At 31.1% G+C, this 22,331-nt stretch carries 19 protein-coding genes; 9 read left to right on the top strand and 10 right to left on the bottom strand.

Going from position 1 to position 22,331, the window contains the following annotated elements:
- Nucleotides 1-2: 2 nt before the first annotated feature.
- The 4 genes from FHS04_RS02855 to FHS04_RS02840 all read right to left on the bottom strand — a co-directional run bounded on the left by FHS04_RS02855 (nt 3) and on the right by FHS04_RS02840 (nt 8,862).
- Nucleotides 3-2,750 carry a PD-(D/E)XK nuclease family protein gene (locus FHS04_RS02855; protein ID WP_106680917.1) on the bottom strand — a complete coding sequence of 916 codons (2,748 nt, stop codon included), beginning with the start codon at nt 2,748-2,750 and terminating at the stop codon, nt 3-5.
- Nucleotides 2,751-2,822: 72 nt separating this feature from the next.
- Nucleotides 2,823-4,256, bottom strand: coding sequence for an OmpA family protein (locus FHS04_RS02850; RefSeq protein ID WP_106680919.1), 1,434 nt, complete (start codon nt 4,254-4,256; stop codon nt 2,823-2,825).
- Between the two features lie 126 nt (nt 4,257-4,382).
- The gene (kbl, locus tag FHS04_RS02845; protein WP_106680921.1) at nt 4,383-5,576 is read right to left on the bottom strand and encodes a glycine C-acetyltransferase; all 1,194 of its coding nucleotides are present in this window, start codon (nt 5,574-5,576) and stop codon (nt 4,383-4,385) included.
- 139 nt (nt 5,577-5,715) lie between these two features.
- A complete protein-coding gene (locus FHS04_RS02840) occupies nt 5,716-8,862 on the bottom strand; it encodes a UvrD-helicase domain-containing protein (RefSeq protein ID WP_106680923.1) in 3,147 nt (1,048 codons plus the stop codon).
- Nucleotides 8,863-8,998: 136 nt separating this feature from the next.
- Between FHS04_RS02840 and FHS04_RS02835 the strand changes: the two genes are divergently transcribed.
- On the top strand, nt 8,999-9,607 hold the full coding sequence (locus tag FHS04_RS02835) for a superoxide dismutase (RefSeq protein WP_027879409.1): 609 nt from the start codon (nt 8,999-9,001) through the stop codon (nt 9,605-9,607).
- A 263-nt stretch (nt 9,608-9,870) separates the two neighbouring features.
- On the opposite strand, the gene FHS04_RS02830 is transcribed toward FHS04_RS02835, so the two are convergent.
- The 4 genes from FHS04_RS02830 to purN form a co-directional block, all read right to left on the bottom strand.
- Complete coding sequence (locus FHS04_RS02830; protein ID WP_106680925.1) at nt 9,871-11,769, bottom strand: amidophosphoribosyltransferase; 1,899 nt, start codon at nt 11,767-11,769, stop codon at nt 9,871-9,873.
- Nucleotides 11,770-11,874: 105 nt separating this feature from the next.
- A complete protein-coding gene (locus FHS04_RS02825) occupies nt 11,875-12,798 on the bottom strand; it encodes a PfkB family carbohydrate kinase (RefSeq protein ID WP_106680927.1) in 924 nt (307 codons plus the stop codon).
- 68 nt (nt 12,799-12,866) lie between these two features.
- Nucleotides 12,867-13,508 (bottom strand): ribonuclease H1 domain-containing protein, encoded by a 642-nt coding sequence (locus FHS04_RS02820; protein WP_106680967.1) that lies wholly within the window; start codon nt 13,506-13,508, stop codon nt 12,867-12,869.
- 95 nt (nt 13,509-13,603) lie between these two features.
- The gene (gene purN / locus FHS04_RS02815; RefSeq protein ID WP_106680929.1) at nt 13,604-14,170 is read right to left on the bottom strand and encodes a phosphoribosylglycinamide formyltransferase; all 567 of its coding nucleotides are present in this window, start codon (nt 14,168-14,170) and stop codon (nt 13,604-13,606) included.
- A 171-nt stretch (nt 14,171-14,341) separates the two neighbouring features.
- On the opposite strand from purN, the gene FHS04_RS02810 reads away from it, so the two are divergent.
- The 5 genes from FHS04_RS02810 (at nt 14,342) to pyk (ending at nt 18,650) form a co-directional block, all read left to right on the top strand.
- Nucleotides 14,342-14,575, top strand: coding sequence for an acyl carrier protein (locus tag FHS04_RS02810; RefSeq protein ID WP_027879414.1), 234 nt, complete (start codon nt 14,342-14,344; stop codon nt 14,573-14,575).
- Between the two features lie 11 nt (nt 14,576-14,586).
- Nucleotides 14,587-15,837, top strand: coding sequence for a beta-ketoacyl-ACP synthase II (gene fabF, locus FHS04_RS02805; protein WP_106680931.1), 1,251 nt, complete (start codon nt 14,587-14,589; stop codon nt 15,835-15,837).
- 13 nt (nt 15,838-15,850) lie between these two features.
- Nucleotides 15,851-16,597 (top strand): ribonuclease III, encoded by a 747-nt coding sequence (rnc, locus tag FHS04_RS02800; protein WP_106680933.1) that lies wholly within the window; start codon nt 15,851-15,853, stop codon nt 16,595-16,597.
- A gap of 125 nt (nt 16,598-16,722) precedes the next feature.
- Entirely contained in the window at nt 16,723-17,208 is a 486-nt protein-coding gene (locus FHS04_RS02795; protein ID WP_106680934.1) for an IPExxxVDY family protein, read from the top strand.
- On the top strand, nt 17,208-18,650 hold the full coding sequence (pyk, locus tag FHS04_RS02790) for a pyruvate kinase (RefSeq protein ID WP_106680936.1): 1,443 nt from the start codon (nt 17,208-17,210) through the stop codon (nt 18,648-18,650). Before FHS04_RS02795 ends, pyk begins: the two co-directional genes overlap by 1 nt.
- Before the next feature lie 111 nt (nt 18,651-18,761).
- Here pyk and dinB read toward each other — a convergent pair whose 3' ends face one another.
- Complete coding sequence (dinB, locus tag FHS04_RS02785; RefSeq protein ID WP_106680938.1) at nt 18,762-19,865, bottom strand: DNA polymerase IV; 1,104 nt, start codon at nt 19,863-19,865, stop codon at nt 18,762-18,764.
- A 31-nt stretch (nt 19,866-19,896) separates the two neighbouring features.
- Here dinB and FHS04_RS02780 point away from each other — a divergent pair, with 31 nt between their 5' ends.
- Genes FHS04_RS02780 through FHS04_RS02770 form a run of 3 tightly spaced genes read left to right on the top strand, consistent with a single transcriptional unit; the run spans nt 19,897 to nt 21,522 of the window.
- Nucleotides 19,897-20,547 (top strand): lysoplasmalogenase, encoded by a 651-nt coding sequence (locus FHS04_RS02780; RefSeq protein ID WP_106680940.1) that lies wholly within the window; start codon nt 19,897-19,899, stop codon nt 20,545-20,547.
- Nucleotide 20,548: 1 nt separating this feature from the next.
- Nucleotides 20,549-21,028, top strand: a complete 480-nt coding sequence (locus tag FHS04_RS02775; protein ID WP_106680942.1) for a CYTH domain-containing protein — start codon at nt 20,549-20,551, stop codon at nt 21,026-21,028.
- Complete coding sequence (locus tag FHS04_RS02770) at nt 21,028-21,522, top strand: YciI family protein (RefSeq protein WP_106680971.1); 495 nt, start codon at nt 21,028-21,030, stop codon at nt 21,520-21,522. Before FHS04_RS02775 ends, FHS04_RS02770 begins: the two co-directional genes overlap by 1 nt.
- Before the next feature lie 212 nt (nt 21,523-21,734).
- On the opposite strand, the gene FHS04_RS02765 is transcribed toward FHS04_RS02770, so the two are convergent.
- On the bottom strand, nt 21,735-22,331 hold a 597-nt coding region (locus FHS04_RS02765), incomplete at its 5' end, for an OmpA family protein (RefSeq protein ID WP_183408360.1).

Below are 22,331 nucleotides of genomic sequence, written 5' to 3'. Positions count from 1 at the left end.
TTTTAGACTTCTTTTTCGGTAAACGGTATGTTTGGATTGCAGATTTCTGTGATTAATTTTTTTAGCTCGACTTCAAAATCAGATAAAGTGTCTTCGGTAATATTGGTGTCCTTTTTACTGTTACCTGGTTTTTCTTTTTTTGCAAATTTTATAAACCCTTCACTTAAATTTTTAAATGAAATAATTCCAGCTTCCACAGGAAATTTAAGAGCTGTTTTTTTAGACAGCATATATGCATACATCAATACTTGAAATGACTTGCTGTATTTTTTGTAGTCTGTTGGCAAATCTTCCCAATTTACAACTGTTACGTTGGTTTGCTCTACTTTTCCCGTCTTATAGTCTATGATTCTTGTCATACCATTGCAGGTGTCAATTCTATCAACTGTTCCTTTTAAGTCTATGTCAAAATTTAAACCTTCTATGTTGATTTTTATGCCTTCAATTTTTTCTTCTAAAGCTATGATTTTTATCTCGTTACCAGATTTTATAGCATCAATTTCAAAGTTTAAAAAGTTTAAAACGTATCGTTTAGCAATTTCAAAAACAATTAGGTTTTTTCCTTTGGTTATATCGCCTTCTTTGTATTCGTCTTTAAAAAATTTAGTGATGTATTTTTCAATTTTTGGGATAAGATTTTTAATATCATCTACTGTTAATATTCTTCCCATTAATGGTAAATACAAAGCTTCTAATGTATTGTGAACAACTGTCCCTAATGTGTTTGCAGCAACATTTTCTTCGGCTTCTTCAACATCTTTTACGCCTAGTATTTTTTGGTTATAAAAATCTATCGGATTACGAATGTAGCTGGTTAAAGATGAAGGTGAAAAGCCGCTATTTGCTAACCTTTTTATCTGATTTACCAATGCTTCGGATTTTTTAACTTCTAATAGTTGAGGTTGATAATTTGGTACTTCTGGTGAAATAATTTGATGATTAATTTGATGAATACCTTCTAGCTCTAATTGGCTAATAAACCTACTTTTTTCTCCACCTAAAAGCGTGTCTATTTCTGTATTATAAAGTATGTATACATTTTTTGCACGTTGTAGTAAATGGTAAAAATGATAGGTATAGACTGCGTCTTTTTCTTTATATGTCGGTAGGTTTTTTTCAACTTTTACATCAAAAGGGATAAAAGAGTTATTTGTTTTTCCTGATGGTAAAACGCCTTCATTAACGTTTGTTATTATTACGGTTTCAAAATCTAAAACCCTAGATTCTAACATTCCCATTATTTGTAAGCCTTGTAATGGTTCTCCTTGAAAATCTAAAGTCTCACTACTTAATAGTTCTTTGTAAATATTATACAGGCTTCTAATGTTTGTTAGTGTGTTATACTTTTTATTTAGTCTATCAATCTCATTAAAAAGCACATTAAATCTATATAAATACTCTAAACTAAGTTGGTTAGATTTTCTGTCTTCAATAAGTTTATTTTTTATCAGCTGGATTATCTTAAAACTATTTTGAATAGCTAGTGTTGGATTATTATTCCAATTACTAAAAATGATATTAATAATGTCATTCTGTTCACTATTAAGTGATAAGGATAGCAGTTTTTCTTTGCTTAGATATATTATATTATTTGTGTTTATAATATCAACTATCTTTTGAGTGTAATTGTTATTAAAAACAGTGCTTAAGTATTGATCTTTTAGTATGTCAATAACATCTTTATGGTAATAGTTATTTGTATTATTTATTTGTACGCTAAAAACTTTCTCAAATAATGCTGCTAATGGGATTGAGTTTAAAGGAAATCCCATTGTTACATTTATTGCATTAATATGTTTTGGTATAGAATTTAACGTTGGTAATAATAAGTTTTCGTCACCTAAAACAACAGCTGTATTTTTTATGTCTTTTTCTGATAAACTATTTAGTATATTTCCTATAGTTTTAGCTTGACCTATTGCTTTAGGTACACCAAAAATGTTTATATTTTTTAAAGTTGAATAATTACTCTCTTTCCAGTTAAACGAGTTTTTCTGAAAATACTTCCAGTTTTCTTTATGTTTTCTTGTAAATAAACCTGCATCATGATATGAGCTATCCATAAATATTTTATCTATATCCCAATATATAGCAGCTAGATCATTTTGTAATAATTCTTGGATAATGGTTTCCTCTGCTGTGTTTAGTGCATTAAAACCAGCAAAAACATGTCTTTTAGAACAGCTTTGAATATAAGTTTCAAGGTTTTCTACTGCTTCTCTATAAATCAAACCTTGATATCCTTTTTTTTGATTTATTAAGCTTTTACTAAAGTGTTTGTAAAACGGATAGAGTTTATTCCAAAATTTTATATAGTTGTTTACTACATCTGTAGGGTTTGGATTTAAAGACCAATGATCTAAATCTTTTATAGCAGATAAATACTCAAATATATTTTTTTGAGGTATTAGATGTCTATCTATTTCATTAAAATCTTGAAGTAAGATTTGTCCCCATTTTGAAAAGACATCAAAAGGTTCTTGCTCTTCTTTTGGTGTTAATTCTATATAGCTATTATAAAGCTGAAATAGAAGTTCTGTATTTGTTAAGGCTTTAAGTTGAGATAGCTCTTCAACAAAAGACTCTATACTAATTATGGTTGGAGAGAAAGATGTTTTATTAATAATATTACTTAATTCTTTCCTCAAAAAAACACCTGCTCTCCTACTAGGAAGGACAAATGTTATATCACTAAAATTTACGTTTTGTTTTTGTAAATCAAGTAGTACTTTGGTTATAAAACTTATCATAACATAAAAATAAAAAACGCTTCGGTTATCCGAAGCGTTTTCTAATAAATTATATTATTTGTTGATTAAAACTTAGTCTTTTTTAAGTTTTACTTCAACACGTCTGTTGTTTCTTCTACCAGCAGCAGTTGCGTTAGTGTCGATTGGGTAATCTTCACCAAATCCAAAAGCTCTTAATCTTTCAGAATCAATTCCGTTTTCAATTAAGTAAGCCATTACAGCGTTAGCTCTAGCATCAGATAACTTTTGGTTTAAAGTTTTGCTACCAACACTATCAGTATGACCTTCAATTGTAAAGTTAGACTCTGGGTACTCTTTTAAAATAGCAGTAATAGACTGTAACACAGAGTAAGATTGTTTTTTGAAACTAGACTTACCAGTATCAAATAAGATAGTTTTAGCGTAGCTGTTTAATTGCTCCATAACTTCTTGAGTTGGCTCAACTATTTCTGGACAACCATCGTTAGCAACAGTACCAGCTTCGTTAGGACATTTGTCTACGTTATCTGTTACACCGTCACCGTCAGTATCAGGCCAAGGACATCCGTTGTTAGCTTTAGGACCAGCTTCATTAGGACATTTATCATCTGCATCTGTTACACCGTCACCATCTGCATCTGGACAACCAGCTAAAGATTTTAAACCTGCTACTTCTGGACAGTTATCTTTATTGTCAGCAATACCATCACCGTCAGTATCAGGACATCCATTAAACTCAGCTAAACCAGCTTCGTTAGGACACGCGTCTTTAGAATCTTCGATTCCGTCACCATCAGCATCTGGACAACCATTGAATGCTTCTAAGCCAAATACTTCTGGACAAGCATCATCTTTGTCGTATACACCGTCACCATCAGTATCAGTTCCACCAAATCTTACAGCAACACCAGCAGAGTGTTGGAAGTGCTTAGTTAAATAGTCTTCAAATGAGTGCTTGTATTTAGACTCTACAAATAAACCGATGTTTTCTGAGAACCAGTAAGTTAAGCCTAAAGAAGCATTAACTGTACCAGCACCTACTGTATTGTTAGTACCAGCAGCTGTAGAGAAAGTGTTGTATGGACCTTCTTCAATCCAAGTGTAACCACCACCAATACCAATTGCTGGGTCAATTTTCTTTGAATTAATTAAATTAGCAAAGTGATATCTTACGTTACCATCTACAGCATAGTATGCTAAATCGTCTACTTCTAAACTAGGAGAAGTAGCATCTGATCCCCACTTTTTAATTTGGTTTACAGAACCTCCAACTTGAACAGAGAAGTTATCTCCTACATATTTAGATACAGAGATTGTTGATAATGATGGTAAAATACTCCAGTGGTCACCAACATTAAAAAATTCGTCAAAATAACCTCCTTGTGGAGCGTCTTCACCTACAGGAAACACATCAACTGCGTTAACACCGAAGTTGATAGCCCAAGGATTGTTTTGGTCTTGTGCCATAACATTACCCATAGTAGTTACAAGTAACATTGTGAACATTAATCTGCTAAGATTTTTCATATTCAAAAATTTAATTTTTAAGTGTTAATTAGAAGCAAAAATAAGCTGTTAAATATTATTAACAAAGACAAATATATAAAAATATTGATTATTTAAGGTTTTTATTAAGGTTTAAACAGTTGTTTATTAAATGATTTCTAAAGTTTTGCCAACCTTTTTAAAGGCGTTAATAGCTTTGTCTAAATGCTCTTTTGTATGCGCAGCTGAAAGCTGAACTCTTATTCTTGCTTTTTCTTTTGGAACAACAGGATAGAAAAACCCTATTACATATATACCTTCTTCTAACAATCTATTTGCCATTATTTGAGATAGCTTAGCATCATATAGCATAACCGGAACTATTGCAGAATCACCATCTACTATATCAAATCCTGCTGCCTTCATTTCTTTTTTGAAATACTTTGTGTTTTCTTCTAGTTGATCTCTTAAAGAGTGGTCATTAGCTAGCATATCAAAGACTTTTATTGATGCTCCTACAATTGCTGGTGCTAGAGAGTTAGAAAACAAATATGGTCTTGATCTTTGACGTAGCATTTCTATGATTTCTTTTTTTCCTGTGGTGTATCCACCCATTGCTCCGCCTAATGCTTTTCCTAAGGTTCCTGTAATGATATCTATTCTGTCCATTACGCCTTTTTCTTCTAAAGTACCACGACCGGTTTCGCCAATAAAGCCAGTAGCATGACACTCATCTATCATAACTAAAGCATCATATTTATCTGCTAAGTCACAAATTTTATCTAATGGAGCTACTAAACCATCCATAGAAAAGACACCATCTGTAACAATAATTTTAAAACGACTTCCAGCTTCGTTAGCTGCTATAAGTTGTTTTTCTAAATCTTCCATGTTATTATTTTGGTATCTATATCTTGCTGCTTTACATAATCTAACACCATCTATAATTGATGCATGATTTAATGAGTCTGATATAATTGCGTCTTCTGGACCTAATAATGGCTCAAAAACACCTCCGTTTGCATCAAATGCTGCCGCATATAGTATGGTGTCTTCTGTGCCATAAAAGTTTGCTATTTTTTGTTCTAAGGTTTTGTGTATGTCTTGTGTACCACAAATAAATCTAACAGAAGACATTCCAAAACCATGAGTATCCATTGTGTCTTTTGCCGCTTGGATAACTTCTGGGTGAGATGATAAACCTAGGTAATTATTTGCACAAAAGTTTAAAACCTTTTCTCCTGTATTTAATGTAATCTCTGCACCTTGAGCAGAAGTTATTATACGCTCTTCTTTAAAAAGTCCACTGTCTTTTATGTCTTGTAATTCTTTATTTAAATGATCTTTAATTTTAGTGTACATAATTTAAGGGTTGTTTTTTTACAAATTTAGCAATGTTTTTGCGTTAGTGATAGAAACGACATCCTTTTTTGTTTTAAAAACAAAAAAGATATAGTGGATAGCACGACCCTTTGTAGTCTATACGAAAAAGGGTAACGCCTTAATTGTAATTTTTAGTTTGAATGTTCTCGTTGATAAAAACTAAAATTTTATTTGAAATTTGATATCCCATTTCTTTTAAATGCGTAGCATAGATTTCTAATTGCTGTTCGTGTTTTGGATTTGGTAATCCTGTTTTGTAATCAATAATTGTAGCTTGATTGTCCCTTATAACTAAACGGTCAGGTCTAATCATTTGTCCTGTGCTGGTTAAAATATCACGCTCGTTGTAAATTGTATATTGATCTGTAAAAAACTCTTTAAGGTCTTTTTGACTTACAATATCATTTATGTTTTTTGTGATGCCTTCTACTTGGTTATCATTGATAAATCCATTGTCTAAAGCTAAATTTATTGCAAAATCGACATCGTCTTTTGTATAGATTTTTGACATTATATCGTGTATAATGTTTCCTTTTTCTATAGCATCCTGTTGATTAGTGTCCCATAAATATCCAGACTTAGTAATTATTTTAATGTTGTGTTCCTTTTTGTTAACACTTATAATGTTTTTGTTAGATGAAGTTTCTAAAGATTTTTCTACTGGAATAATTTCTCTTTGTGAATTACCAAATTCGTAAAAGGTTTGATTGTCACTCCATAATTCTTCTGTTTGTAAATAAGATTGGTATAGTTTAGAGTAGCTATTTAATTCATTTAAATTATTATCTATTTTACTAATAACATGTAATTGCTCTACAGGTCTTGTTAAGGCAACATAAAGTAAATTTATATTGTCTAGTTCTTGTTCTGCTTTATGTTTGGTGTAAATGTCTTGACCAATTTCTCCAAAATTTTCGACATCACTGTTAAAGTTTATAAGTGTTTTTGAAAAACCGTTAAAAAGGGTTTTATCTATAGGAAACCATTCTTGAGGGTCTATCTCTCGATAAATATCTAAATCGGCAAAAGGAAAAATAACCACAGGAAACTCTAATCCTTTTGATTTATGTATGGTCATTATTTGTACCGCATTTTGGTTGTTAGGAGACACAATACTTAAACTGTCTTTTTTATTGTCGTAGTATTCTAAAAACCCAGAAATACCAGTTATATGTTTTTGAGAAAACTCTAAAACTAAGTCTAAATAAAACTGTACAAATGCATCTGAAGTTTGTAGTAAATTAAATTGTCTTGCAATATCTTCTACACTATCGTATAGCGAAAGTTGTGCAATTTCTGTAGTATTAAAATCGATGCCAAATTGTTTAAAACTTCCAAAAAAAGTATCAATATTTAATTTTAGATTTTGATTAAAAAATGTGTGTTTATCTTCAACGTTGAAAGTACTTGCTAAATAATGAAGTACATTAATTCTAACTTCAAAATTATTTGGATTGACTAATAATCTTAAGATGTTATTGATTAGCTGTACGGATTCGGAATTATCGATCAGCATTGTTTCAGAAGACATTATTTTAATATTGTTTTCACTTAAATAATTTGCTACAGCAATTCCTTCTTTTTTCTTGCGTACTAAAACACAGATATCTTTTAATTCATAACCATTATCTAAGCATTTTTTTAAGGTATTGTATGTTTCTTTAGCGTAAAGGGTTTCTTTGTCGTCTTCGCTTTCCTTTAAATCTAAAAATTGAAAGCTTACATAACCTTCTTCTTTTATAGTAGGATTTTGATTAGCTTTTTTATACAAATTAGCATAATGCTCATTTCTAAAACTTGTGTTTGAAATGTATTTAAAAAACGAATTATTAAAGTTGACAATATTTTTGTGACTACGGTAATTTTCTTCAAGCTCAATTATCTTTTTGTTTACAGGAAAAGGGTTTTTATCTTCGGTTAAGTCAATAAATTGTTCAGCCTTTCCGCCGCGCCAACGGTAAATGGCTTGTTTAGCATCACCAACAATCATAGTACTTCCTTTTTCGCCTTTTAAATTTTCTGCGGTAAGCGAGTTTTCTATTAATGGGATTAAATTATTCCATTGCATTTCGGAAGTATCCTGAAATTCATCAATAAAATAGTGTCTAAATTTTTCGCCAATACGCTCGTAAATAAAAGGTGTTGGTTGGTCTTTTAATTGATTTGAAATTAGTGTATTAAATTCTGAAATTAATAGTTTATTCTCATTGTCTTTTATAAGTTGAAGTTCGGTATTAATAGCATTTAATACAGAAAGCGGCGTAACGTTTTTATATATGGCTTTGAAAAATAAATATTCTTCAGTTACTTTTTGGGACTTAAAAAAAAGATATTTAAGAGACTCGATAATTGATAGTATTGAATTTTTTGTTTCTGATGTAGCTTTGGAACCAAAATATTTTTCTTCCTCTAGATTATTAGCTAACCTTCCTTCAAATTTTAAATCTTTTATGTTGAGAGTTAATAGTTTTTGAAAATGATTAGGTAAATCGGTGTAGGAAAAATGATTTTTAGGAATATTATTTTCCTCAATTAAAGCAAAAGCCTCTTGAGCTATCCTTTTTGACTCTTTTTCTATTTTTGAAATTTTAGATTTTAAGCTAGATTTTAAGCTTTCAAAATCGTCCAAAGTTTTGTCCTTTAAAGCTTCTTTTAAATGTGGTATGTCGTTTTCGTTGGTAAGTTTTTTTGCAATTTTATTTAAGTCGTTGGAGATGTCCCAGCTTTTATCGTCGTCAGCTTTTTCAATAGCAAAATCAATTAAAATTTTAGTAAGTTTTTTATCGGTTCCTGCTTTTGCTATAAGGCTATCTACAGCTTCATTTAATAGGGCTTCGGTATCTAACTCGACTTCAAAATTGATGGGTAATTTTAAATCATAAGCAAATGTTCTGATTAATCTATGATTAAAACCATCTATCGTACTAATATCAAAAGCAGCATAATTATGCATTATGGTACTTAATAATGTTTTTGCTTTTTTGTTAACGTATTCTGGTTGTAAATTTAGTTCTAAACAAAGAGCATTAAACATAGCGTCATTACCATCTAAAACGGTTTCTTCAGAAAAATCTTTTAATTTTTTAAGAATACGCTCTTTCATTTCACCAACAGCTTTGTTGGTAAATGTCATTGCTAAAATGTTTCTAAACCCAAAAATATTTTCGGTTTCAAAAAGTAATTTTAAGTAAGATTTTACAAGGTTAAAGGTTTTTCCGCTTCCAGCAGAAGCGTTAAATACTTTAAAAGGAGCAATATTATTCATCAAAAAACTAATTTGTTACAAGATAAGGACAATCAATCTTAAAATAGTTATAAATTATTAGCATTATTGGAGAAAAAAGCTAAATTATTTTTAAGTTTGATACAAACAAAAATTAATAACCACAAAAAAATATATTATGGCTTTTGAATTACCAGAATTAGGTTATGCATATGATGCATTAGAACCACATATAGATGCAAGAACTATGGAAATACACCATAGTAAACATCACAACGGATACACAACAAAATTAAATGGTGCTATTGAAGGTACTGACTTAGAAGGAAAATCTATTGAAGACATTTTAACTAATCTAGATATGTCTAATAGTGCTGTTAGAAATAATGGAGGTGGATTTTATAATCACTCTTTATTTTGGACGGTAATGAATCCTGAAGGAAAAGGACGTTTGTCTGGAGAATTAAAAGATGCTATCGAAGCAGAATTTGGTTCTTTTGAAGATTTTAAAGATGCATTTAGTAAAGCAGCAGCAACACAGTTTGGATCTGGTTGGGCTTGGCTTTGTGTGCACAAAGGTGGTAAAGTAGAAGTTTGTTCTACACCAAACCAAGATAATCCTTTAATGCCAGGTGTTTCTTGTGAAGGTACTCCAATCTTAGGATTAGATGTTTGGGAGCACGCTTATTATTTAAACTATCAAAATAGACGTCCAGATTATATTGAAGCGTTTTTTAATGTAATTAACTGGAATGAAGTAGAAAGAAGATACGCTGAAGCTAAGTAGTTATCTATAGAAATATAAATAAAAAGGCAGACTAATTAGTCTGCCTTTTTATTTTTTAAAACATTGATAATCATTTGTTTGTTTCAATAAAAAAGCCGGACGAGAGTCCAGCTTTTTTGCCCCAAATCTACCATGAACTTAACCTACTTATGTTATGGTAAGCTCAAATATAACGAAGATTAATTTCAATAATTGTAATTAATAGTCAAAACGTAAAAAAAATCGCTTAACTGACTTTTAGGTAAGAAAACCCTTCAAATTAGTTAATAAGCTCTTTCTTTGTTGCCTTCATAAAAATTAATAAAAGCTCTGTTAACCACACGATTACCTCCAGCTGTTGGGTAATTACCTGTAAAATACCAGTCGCCTAAATGTTCAGGACAAGCTTGGTGTAAATTGTCTACAGATTGAAAAATAATTTCTACATCAGCATTAACAGAACTGTCTGTTAATAACTCTGATATTTTAGCAGAAATTTGTTCTGGAGTAAATTGATCATAAATTTCTTTTACAAAATTTTGTACGTCTTTATCTGCAAGATCTACTTGTGCTTTACATTTTTTGTAAACCTCTTCAACTAAATTATAATTGTTATTTTCTTTTAATAGCTCTAAAGCAGCATTAAAAGCAACTAAAGATTCTAAGTTAGCCATGTCTATACCATAGCAATCAGGATAGCGTATTTGTGGTGCAGAAGAAACAACAATTATTTTTTTAGGATGTAATCTATCCATCATTTTAATAATACTTTTCTTTAAAGTTGTACCACGTACAATACTATCGTCAATGATTACTAAGTTATCGGTTGGTTTTATAACGCCGTAAGTTACATCGTAAACGTGTGCCACTAAATCGTCACGACTACTGTCTTCGGTAATAAACGTTCTTAGTTTAACGTCTTTAATGGCTATTTTTTCTATACGAGGTGTTTCTTCTAAGATAGATATAACTTGCTCTTTAGATAAATTACCATTACCTTTTAAAATGTCTTGTGTTTTTCTTTCGTTTAGATGTTCTTCTACAGTATCAATTAATCCGTAAAAAGATGTTTCTGCTGTATTAGGTATGTAAGAAAAAACAGTGTTTTTTGTGTCGTTATCTATTGCTTTTAGTACCTGAGGCATCAATAATTTACCTAATGTTTTACGTTCTTGGTAGATTTCGGCATCACTTCCTCTAGAAAAATAGATGCGTTCAAAACTACAAGATTTACGCTCTAAAGGTTGTAAAATTTGTTTTATAGATACATCTCCAGAAGTTTTTGTAATTATAGCGTGACCTGGCTCTAGTTCTTTTACATCATCAAATTCTACGTTAAAAACGGTTTGTATTACAGGTCGCTCTGATGCTACAACAACAACTTCGTCATCCTTATAATAAAAAGCTGGTCTAATACCAGCAGGATCACGTAATACAAAAGAATCTCCATGACCTAAAAGTCCAGCCATAGCATATCCTCCATCCCAATTTTTAGCAGCGCGTTTTAATATTTTGTGTACTTTTAAACGTTCTGCAATTAATGGTGAACACTCATGTTTGCTGTATCCTTCTTTTTTTAGGTCTTTATAGACTTTGCTTACTGCATCATCTAAAAAATGACCTATTTTTTCCATTATAGTAATGGTGTCTGTATATTCTTTTGGATGTTGTCCTAAATCTACTAGGTTTTGAAATAACTCTTTAACATTGGTCATGTTAAAGTTTCCTGCAAGAATCAGGTTACGGTGCATCCAATTATTTTGTCTTAAAAATGGATGTACACTTTCTACACTGTTTTTACCAAATGTACCGTAACGTACATGTCCTAAAAGTACTTCGCCAATGTAAGGGACGTGTTTTTTTTGTAGAGCAACATCATCTTGATATTCTGGATGTTCTGTTAGTACTTGATTAATACGACTATTAATTTGACCAAAAATATCTTGAATAGGTTGTTGTTGTATTGATCTTACACGACTTATGTATCGCTCTCCAGGATTTGTATCTAATTTTATACTCGCAAATCCAGCACCATCTTGACCGCGATTGTGCTGTTTTTCCATCATTAAATACATTTTATTAACACCATAAAAGGCACTACCGTATTTTTCTTTATAGTATTCTAATGGTTTTAATAATCTAATATGCGCTATTCCGCATTCGTGTTTTAAAGCATCACTCATCTTAGTTGTGTTGTGTGTTGTTTTTTAAGAATGATAAATTTTTATGTCCTTAATTTAAAACAAGTTAATAAAAAATGCGCTCAAAAAAATTAGAGCGCATAGGTTTTATAATTCGATTTCAAATTGTGTTAAGTTTTTAAACTGTTGCAGTCGTTTGTTTACTTCGTCTTGTGTTAGTGTAAGCATACGCTCGGTTCCAAATTTTTCTACACAAAATGAGGCTAAAGTAGAACCGTAAATGACTGCGTTTTTCATATTCTCGAAAGATACATCGCCTGTACTTGCTAAATAACCTGCAAATCCGCCAGCAAAAGTATCTCCTGCTCCTGTTGGGTCAAAAACTTCTTCTAAAGGTAATGCTGGTGCATAAAATACATTGTCATCATGAAATAGTAACGCACCATGTTCTCCTTTTTTAATCACTACGTATTTTGGACCCATTTCATGTATTTTTCTTGCTGCAACAACCAAGCTGTATTCTCCGGTTAATTGTCTTGCTTCTTCATCATTAATTGTAATGACGTCTACACGTTTAATAACTTCATGTAATTGGTCTAAAGCTGTATCCATCCAAAAATTCATAGTATCTAAAACTACTAGTTTTGGTTTTTTAGTCATTTGGTTTAAAACACCAATTTGTACGATAGGATGTAAGTTACCTAGCATTACAACATCAGAATCTTTGTAATTGTCTGGTACGATAGGATTAAAATCTGCTAATACGTTCAGCTCTGTTGCTAAAGTATCACGAGAGTTCATGTCGTTATGGTATATACCGCTCCAGAAAAAGGTTTTACCTTCTTTAACTATTTCTATTCCTTCAATATTAATATTTCTATCTTTTAAAAGGTCTAGATATTCTTGAGGAAAATCTCCACCAACTACAGAAACTGCAGCTGCATCTAACTGAAAATTTGAAGCAGATAAACCTATGTAAGTTGCTGCTCCGCCAAGTATTTTGTCTGTTTTTCCAAAAGGTGTTTCAATAGCATCAAAAGCTACAGTACCTACTATTACTAATTTGCTCATAAGGGCGATTTAAATTAAGGCGCAAATATACGATTTTTACTGAGTATTTAAATGAAAGAAGATTTAACTTATTTTCTACCAAAATCTGCAGGAATTTCGCCCCAAGCTTTAGTTTCCCACTTAACAATAGTAGTAGTATATGTATTTTCTTTTAGCCATTTTACAGCGCGATCTACCAAATCAAAAACAGGTTTGTTTTTATCGTTGCGTTTTAATTTACTGTTGCAGTTTTTCTTTTTAACCCAACTTATTGCGGTTTTAGAGTCGGTATAAATAATACGGTTACTATTATGTTGTTTTAAAAATGCTAATCCGTGGACAATAGCTAAAAATTCACCAATATTGTTTGTGCCTTCTTCAAAAGGACCTTGAATAAATAATTGTTTTTTGGTTTTGGTGTCTACTCCACGATATTCCATTTTACCTGGATTACCAGAAGATGCAGCATCAACCGAAATAGAATTGTAATTAGGTTGACCTATTTTTTTTAGCTGTTCTTCTGTAAGATCGCTTTTAAACGTTTTATTTTTTCCAACGTAGTCATAATAGTTTCCTTTTAAAGCTTTTTTTGCAGCATCAAATGTTGTGAAAGATTTGTATTGCGCGCCTTCAAAATCTTTAATTTGAGCCTTACAATCGTCCCACTTTTCAAAAACTCCAGTTTTATGACCTTTCCAAACGGTATAATATTTTTTCTTTTTTTTTGACACTATTTTATCAAATTTTGTCATTCATAAGGAGAAACGACTTAAGAATCTTTATATACAAAATTAATAAAGATTCATCGCTTTGCTCTGAATGACAATTAATTTTTCAAAAGATCATCAACCACTTTAGGAAAATGTTCCATTTCTAATTTATGAATTTTTGTTGCAACATCTTCAGCGCTGTCTGAAGATTCAACCTTACATTTTGCTTGAAATATGATAGCGCCTTCATCGTAATTTTCGTTTACATAATGTATTGTAATACCAGTTTCTGTTTCTTTATTTTCAACTACAGCTTTGTGCACATTCATACCATACATACCTTTACCACCAAATTTTGGTAATAACGCAGGATGAATATTTATCACTTTATTTGGGAAATTTTTTAAGATATTTTCTGGAAACTTCCATAAAAAACCAGCTAATACAATTAAATCTGGATTAGAAGATTTTAAAATATTAAGTACATCTTCTGTTTGTGTAAAAGCAATTCTGTTAAATGATAAAGCGCTAACTTTTAATCTTTTACATCTATCTAAGACTTTGGCATGAGGATTGTTAGTCAATACCTGAACAACAGAAGCATTGTCACTATTGTGAAAAAACTTTATTAAATTTTCAGCATTACTTCCGCTACCGGACGCAAAAATTACTACACGTTTCATTTATATAGTTTCAGTGTTAAATTCTTCAAACAAAAAAAGTAATAATTATTAACAATTACGGGCAAAACCGATTTAATTATTTAATTTAGTAGCACATTTTTCAACTAAAAGTGTGTTTTAAATTAAAGTTTTTTATTTTTGCCACTTAATTAAAACTAAAAAATTAAAATTATGTCAGACATTGCATCAAGAGTAAAAGCGATTATCGTAGACAAATTAGGTGTTGATGAGAACGAAGTAGTAAACGAAGCAAGCTTCACAAACGATTTAGGAGCAGATTCTTTAGACACTGTAGAATTAATTATGGAATTCGAAAAAGAATTTGATATTCAAATTCCAGATGACCAAGCAGAAAATATTGCAACAGTAGGTCAAGCTGTATCTTATATTGAAGCTGCAAAATAAGCACAATATTTATGGAACTTAAGCGAGTAGTAGTTACAGGTTTAGGTGCGCTAACACCAATAGGAAACACTAAAGACGAGTACTGGAATGGGCTTGTTAATGGAAAAAGTGGTGCAGCGCCTATAACATATTTTGATACCGAAAAATTCAAAACTAACTTTGCTTGCGAGTTAAAAAACTTCGTGGCAACAGATTTTCTTGATAGAAAAGAAGCCCGAAAAATGGATAGGTTTACACAGTACGCAATGGTCGCGTCAGACGAGGCTATTGCGGACTCAAACCTTGATTTAGACAAGGTCAACAAACTTAGAGTTGGCGTTGTTTGGGGAGCAGGAATTGGTGGACTAGAAACGTTTCAGAACGAAGTTTTAAACTACGCAGCAGGAGACGGTACACCAAGATTTAATCCTTTCTTTATCCCAAAAATGATTGCAGATATCGCACCAGGAAACATATCTATTAAAAATGGATTTATGGGTCCTAACTACACAACTGTATCTGCATGTGCATCTTCAGCAAATGCATTAATTGATGCCTTAAACTATATACGTTTAGGACACTGTGATGTTATCGTTACTGGTGGTAGTGAAGCAGCAGTGACTATAGCAGGAATGGGCGGATTTAATTCTATGCATGCTTTGTCTACAAGAAACGAAAGTCCAGAAACAGCATCAAGACCGTTTGATGCTACACGAGATGGATTTGTTTTAGGTGAAGGAGCTGGTGCATTAATATTAGAAGAATATGAACACGCTAAAGCTAGAGGTGCAAAAATTTACGCCGAAGTTGTTGGTGGAGGATTATCTTCTGATGCATATCACATGACAGCACCACATCCAGATGGAATAGGAGTAATAGCTGTTATGAAAAACTGTCTAGAAAATGCAGGTTTAAAACCTGAAGAAGTAGATCATATTAATACACACGGAACATCTACACCATTAGGTGATGTTGCTGAATTAAAAGCTATTAAAGCAGTTTTTGGTGATCATGCTAAAAACATTAATATCAACTCAACAAAATCTATGACTGGTCATTTGTTAGGTGCAGCAGGAGCTATAGAAGCGATTGCATCTATTTTGGCTATGGAAAACGGTACTGTTCCTCCTACAATTAACCATACAACTGTAGACGAAAATATTGATCCAGAACTAAACTTAACATTAAACAAACCTCAAAAAAGAGATATTAAAGTAGCTATGAGCAATACTTTTGGCTTTGGAGGACATAACGCTTGCGTATTGTTTAAGAAAATAGATTAGTTCATAGATTTACATGAAACGTATTAAAAACATATTTAATTCCCAGTCTAAGGACAAAGGGGAATTTTTTATGTCAATATCTAAGATTGTAAACTTTAAACCTAAAAATCTTAAATACTATAAAACAGCCTTTACGCATCGCTCTATGAACATTAGAGATAGTAAAGGGCACATAGTAAACTATGAGCGTTTAGAGTTTTTAGGAGATGCTATGCTAAGTGCTGTAATAGCACACTACTTGTATACAGAAGTGCCTAGTGGCGATGAAGGCTATCTAACAAAAATGCGATCTAAAGTTGTAAGTAGAGAACATTTAAATGAGTTAGGGAAAGACTTAGGTTTAATTAAACTTGTTGAAAGTAAAATACCTAAAGGACAATTTGGAGATAACATTCATGGTAATCTTTTTGAAGCATTAGTAGGAGCCATTTATTTAGATAAAGGTTATAAAGCTTGCGAAAAATTTATAGAAGATAGAATTATCGAACCTTATGTAGATATAGAAAAGCTTGAAGGTAAGGTAATTAGCTATAAAAGTTTGTTGATAGAATGGTGTCAAAAAGAAAAAAAACATTTTGATTATAATGTTTATGAAGACACAGGCAATAGTAGTGTAAAACATTTTGCTGTAAAATTATCTATTGATCATAAAATTGTATCAAAAGCTAGAGCAACTTCCAAAAAAAAGGCAGAAGAAAAAGCATCCAAAAGAGCCTTTTTTGCATTTCAAAAACAGATAACAAAAGCTGCTATTTTGTAAATATTTCATCTTAAAAAAGGAACACAACACTACAACGTTTTCGTATTTTTTCATGTTAAGAATACGTAAAACATGCTTAAAATAAGCGTTTAAACATTATATTTACATTTAGTTAAGTAAATAAAATGGCTGTAAAAAAATTATTGTTAGACGATTTTTTTGAAGAAGAACAGTTTAGCCTGATAGGTATACATTGTACCATAGAAGATTTTAGATTAGCCTATTTAATTAATCAAGTTTTAGATTTACAACTAAAAAGAAATAAAGATGACGTTTGTTTTACAAAAGACAATTCAAGATTTGCACTATTTGATTTTGATGAAAAACAGCAACATGTAACTTATCATCTAGTCTCTAATATTTGTAAAGTAAAACAAGAACAAAACCAGTCACTTAACTCACTTTTTGGAAACGAAAATTTTGGTTCGACCACACATTACTTGCTTCCAGAATATAAAAAGGTTAATTATCTGCTTAAGATAGAAACAGACATTACTATTAACAAAGAAAAACAGATACTAAATAAACTGTTAAAAATACCACAAGTAGTTACAGCTTATAGTATAGATGTAGATACTTTAAAAACTAAAAACAACTTAATATTCGACTAATGCCAAAAAGAAAAAAAACCAAAATAGTTGCAACTTTAGGACCAGCAACAAGTAGTAAAGAGGTATTAAAAGGAATGTTAGACGAAGGCGCTAACGTATTTAGAATTAACTTCTCTCATGCAGATTATAAAGATGTAGAAGAGCGAGTTAAAATGATTAGAGAACTAAATGAAGAGTATGGTTACAATGCTTCTATTTTAGCAGATTTACAAGGACCAAAATTACGCGTTGGTGTAATGAAAGAAGAAGTTATTGTAAATCCAGGTGACGAAATTATTTTTGCAACAGGAGAAAGATTTGAAGGTACAAAAGAACGTGTCTACATGACTTATGATAATTTTCCTCAAGATACAAAACCAGGAGAACGTATTCTATTAGATGATGGAAAATTAATTTTTGAAGTTGTTTCTACAGACAAGAAAAAAGAAGTTATTGCTAAAGTAATACAAGGCGGACCATTAAAATCTAAAAAAGGAGTTAACTTACCTAATACTAATATATCTCAACCAGCTTTAACAGAAAAAGACGTAGAAGACGCAATTTTTGCATGTAAGCTTGGTGTAGATTGGATAGCACTTTCTTTTGTTAGACATGCAGAAGATTTAATGGAGCTAGAAGAGTTGATTAAGAAAAATAGTGACCATAAAATACCAATTATTGCTAAAATAGAAAAACCAGAAGGTGTAGCAAACATAGATAAAATTGTTGCTTACTGTGATGGTTTAATGGTAGCGCGTGGAGATTTAGGTGTAGAAATTCCTGCAGAAGAAGTACCATTAGTACAAAAGCAATTAGTATTACGTGCTAAAAAAGCTAGAATACCAGTAATCATAGCCACACAAATGATGGAAACTATGATTAATAGTTTAACGCCAACTCGTGCAGAAGTAAATGACGTAGGTAACTCGGTAATGGATGGTGCAGATGCAGTAATGTTATCAGGAGAAACTAGTGTAGGACAATATCCTATTCAGGTAATTCGTCAAATGTCTAACATTATTAAAAGTGTTGAAGATTCAGACTTAATTAAAGTACCACAATCGCCACCACATATCCGTACTAAACGATACATAACAAAATCTATATGTTATCATGCTGCAAATATGGCTAATGAGATCGATGCAAAAGCAATTTCAACATTAACTAATAGTGGTTACACAGCGTTTCAAATTTCAGCTTGGCGACCAAGCGCACATATCTTAGTATTTACATCTAACCGTCGTATCTTAACTCAATTAAGTTTACTTTGGGGCGTAACTGCATTTTATTATGATAAATATGTAAGTACAGATGAGACTATTGAAGATGTTAATGCAATAGCTTGTAAAAAAGGCTTTTTAGAAGAAGGAGACATGTTAATAAGTCTTGCTGCCATGCCAATACAAGATAAAGGAATGGTAAATACATTAAGAGTAACAGAAATAGAAAGTTGTAATTTTTAAGTTTTAGGGCATTACCCTATCAAATCACGCTTTTTGTAGTTGCTATTAAAGAGCAGCTAACAATAGTATAAATATTAAAAACCAGTTTCTTACTAAGAAGCTGGTTTTTTATTAAAATTTAAATTTTAATTGTACGCTAACGCTTTTCTTTTCTTCTGTCTTTTTAGTGTTTTGTTCTGTATTTAAGTTTGATAAAGAAATACCCAATAATCGTACAGAATTATTTAATTTTTCTTGATATAATAAATCTTTAGCAGTTTCTAAAATTACAGACTTATCTGCAAAAAAATAGGCTAGAGTCTTACTTCTAGTTTGCAAAGTAAAATCGCTGTATTTAATTTTTAATGTTACTGTTTTTCCTGCAACACTGTTTTTTCCTAACCTTTTAGATACTTCTTCGGCAATATGCTCTAATTTTTCCAGCATAAATATTTCAGAAGATAAATTTTTACTAAATGTACGCTCTGCAGCAAGGCTTTTTCTAATTCTATTTGGTTTAACTTGACTGTTATGTACACCTCTTACAATATGATAATAATAGGCGCCAGATTTACCAAAATGTTGCTCTAGGTATTCAATAGTTTTTGACTTTAAATCTTTACCAGTAAAGATGCCTTTTTGGTACATTTTTTCGGCAGTAACTTTACCGATACCATAAAACTTCCTTATATCTAAAGCTTCTAAAAAACCTAAAACCTCTTCAGGATTAACTGTTTTTTGTCCGTTAGGTTTGTTGTAATCGCTAGCAACTTTAGCAACAAATTTATTAATACTAATTCCTGCAGATGCTGTTAAGCCAACCTCATTGTAAATTCGATTTCTAATTTCTTCAGCAATTAAAGATGCGCTAGGATTTCCTTTTTTGTTTTGTGTTACATCTAAGTAGGCTTCATCTAGAGATAAAGGTTCAACTAAGTCGGTATAATCAAAAAAAATAGCTCTAATTTTATTAGAGATTTCTTTATAACGTCCAAAATCTGACTTTACAAAAATTAGTTCAGGACATAGCTTTTTTGCTAATTGGCCAGACATAGCACTTTTAACACCAAATTTTCTAGCTTCATAACTGGCAGCGCTTATAACACCGCGTGTGCCGCCACCACCAACAGCAATTGGTTTACCTTTTAGATCTGGATTATCCATTTGTGCTACAGATGCGTAAAATGCATCCATATCTACATGAATAATTTTTCTTATTGGTAAATCACTTGACATGATGTAAATTTATAAATTACAATGTATAATTATGAAAAAATCCACCTACCTTTTAATAACTTTTATTGTTGCATTAACCGCTATTTTCACCTCATTTTTTAAGTTTATTAATTGGTTTTATATTTTAAAACCTTTGACAACGGTTTTGATTTTACTTTTACCTGTAATTTTCATTAAAGTTAAATTAAGTAAATACGCTTTAATAATAATTCTTGGTTTGTGTTTCTGTTTAATAGGCGATGTTTTATTAATGTTTGAGCATTTATTTATATACGGTTTAGCTTCATTTTTATTAGGTCATATATTGTTTACTTATGCCTTTACAACTGTAAATGGATTTTTATATAATTTTAAACCATTAGTGTTTTTAATACTCTTTGCAATAGCAATGTTTTTTGTATTAAAAGATAATTTAGGGCAATTATTAATACCAGTTATTTTGTATATAATTTGTATTGTTATTATGGCTTGGCAAGCATTAAATTTATATTTTTTAAACAAAAATAAAGTTTATAGACTAATTGCCGTAGGAGCTATTTTATTTTTAATTTCTGATGCCGTTTTAGCTTATAATATGTTTGTTATTAAGTTTTCTTTTTCAGAAATAATTATATTATCTACTTATTGGGCTGCAATATGTTTTATAGCACTGTCCGCATTATATATACCAATCAATAAATAATATGTCATCTACAATAGAAATAGAAAGAAAATTTTTAGTTAAATCTCAGGTATTTAAACACCAAGCTTTTAATAAAACACATATCAAACAAGGGTTTTTAAGTACAGATAAAGAAAGAACCGTTAGAGTTAGGCTTAAAGGAAATAAGGGTTTTTTAACAATAAAAGGAGCTTCTTCAAATGATGGATTATCAAGGTTTGAGTGGGAAAAAGAAATTAAAAAAGAAGATGCAGAACAGCTTTTTAAGCTATGTAAAAAAGGAATTATTGATAAGATGCGTTACGAAGTAAAACTTGGAAATCATATTTTTGAAATTGATGAATTTTTTGGAGACAATAAGGGTTTAGTTTTAGCAGAAGTAGAGCTTAATAATGAAAACGAAATATTTGAAAAACCTAATTGGTTAGGAGAAGAAGTAACAGGAGATATTAAATATTATAACTCTCAGTTAAGTAATCAACCTTTTAAAACATGGAAATAATGAAACGACTTTTAATTTTAGCTTCTTTATCAGTTTTAGCATGTAAAACAGAAAATAAGAATGTAGATATACAAGACAAGCAGGTAGTAAAAGAGTCCAATAAACTATCTATTAAAGAGCAAGATTCTTTATTAAAAGCAAAAGGATTTAAAACTTTCTATTATGTAGAAGAAAAAACTAAAGACACCTTTTTAATGCAAGAATATTACATAGCTTTTTTAAAAGCAGGACCTATAAGAAGTCAAAACGAAGAAGAAGCTAAACAACTCCAAGATCAGCATTTAGCTCATTTAGGAAAAATGTACGAAATGGGTTTTGCAGACATATCTGGCCCATTTGGTGATGATGGAGATATTAGAGGCATCACAATTTACAATGTACCTAACCAACAGTTAGCAGACAGTTTAGCTAATTCAGACCCTATGGTTAAAGCAGGTAGACTTCAGGTCGAAATTCATCCATGGTGGGCAGCAAAAGGTTTTAAATTACGATAACCCAAAGCCTTGCTAATTAATTAGTGAGGCTTTTTTTATTGTAAAGATTTGGGCGTTTTAACAGGCTGTTCGTTATATCTTTTTTTGCCTTATATTGAAGAAAAAAAAGGATGTCACTACCATCCTTAACGCAAAAAAGCGGTAATTTGATTGGTTCAAATTACCGCTTTTTTAGTATTACTTAAACTGATTATCTCAGCATAAAATTTAGATTACTGCTTCACAATTAAGAACTGACTTCTTCTGTTAAGTTGGTGTTGGTCTTTACTACAAGGGTTACAATCTACAGCAGGCTCAGTTTCACCTTTACCAGATGCAGATATTCTGCTAGCATCAATACCTTTAGAGATAATGTACTGTCTTGTAGTTTGCGCACGTCTTTCTGATAAACCTTGGTTGTAGCTATCAGAACCTCTAAAGTCTGTATGAGACGTCGCTTCTATAACCATATCTGGGTATTTATTCATCACTTGTACTAAATTGTCTAATTCAAACGCTGCTTTTGCAGTAATGTTTGATTTGTCAAACTCAAAGTAAATTGGGTTTAATATCACTTCTACAGGCGTCACAATCTCTTCTATTGGTGTTAATGCTACGCTTACTGCTACTTCTTCTTCGTTAGTACCATCTACACTTACTTTGTTACTTTCGTAACCTTCCATAGTTACTTGTAACTCTGTATCTGTTTCACATTCTACAATGTATTCTACAACACCTTCTGCATTAGTTGTTTTTGTAGCTAAAATGTTTCCATTAGCATCGGCTAAGCTTGTTGTAGCTCCTGCTAATACGTCTCCAGTTTTTTCGTC

It is taken from the genome of Mesoflavibacter zeaxanthinifaciens subsp. sabulilitoris, assembly GCF_014191595.1.
In the GTDB taxonomy this organism is placed as follows: domain Bacteria; phylum Bacteroidota; class Bacteroidia; order Flavobacteriales; family Flavobacteriaceae; genus Mesoflavibacter; species Mesoflavibacter zeaxanthinifaciens.
The sequence above is the reverse complement of the archived record's forward strand: the minus strand, read 5'-3'. Positions and strand labels throughout refer to the sequence as shown.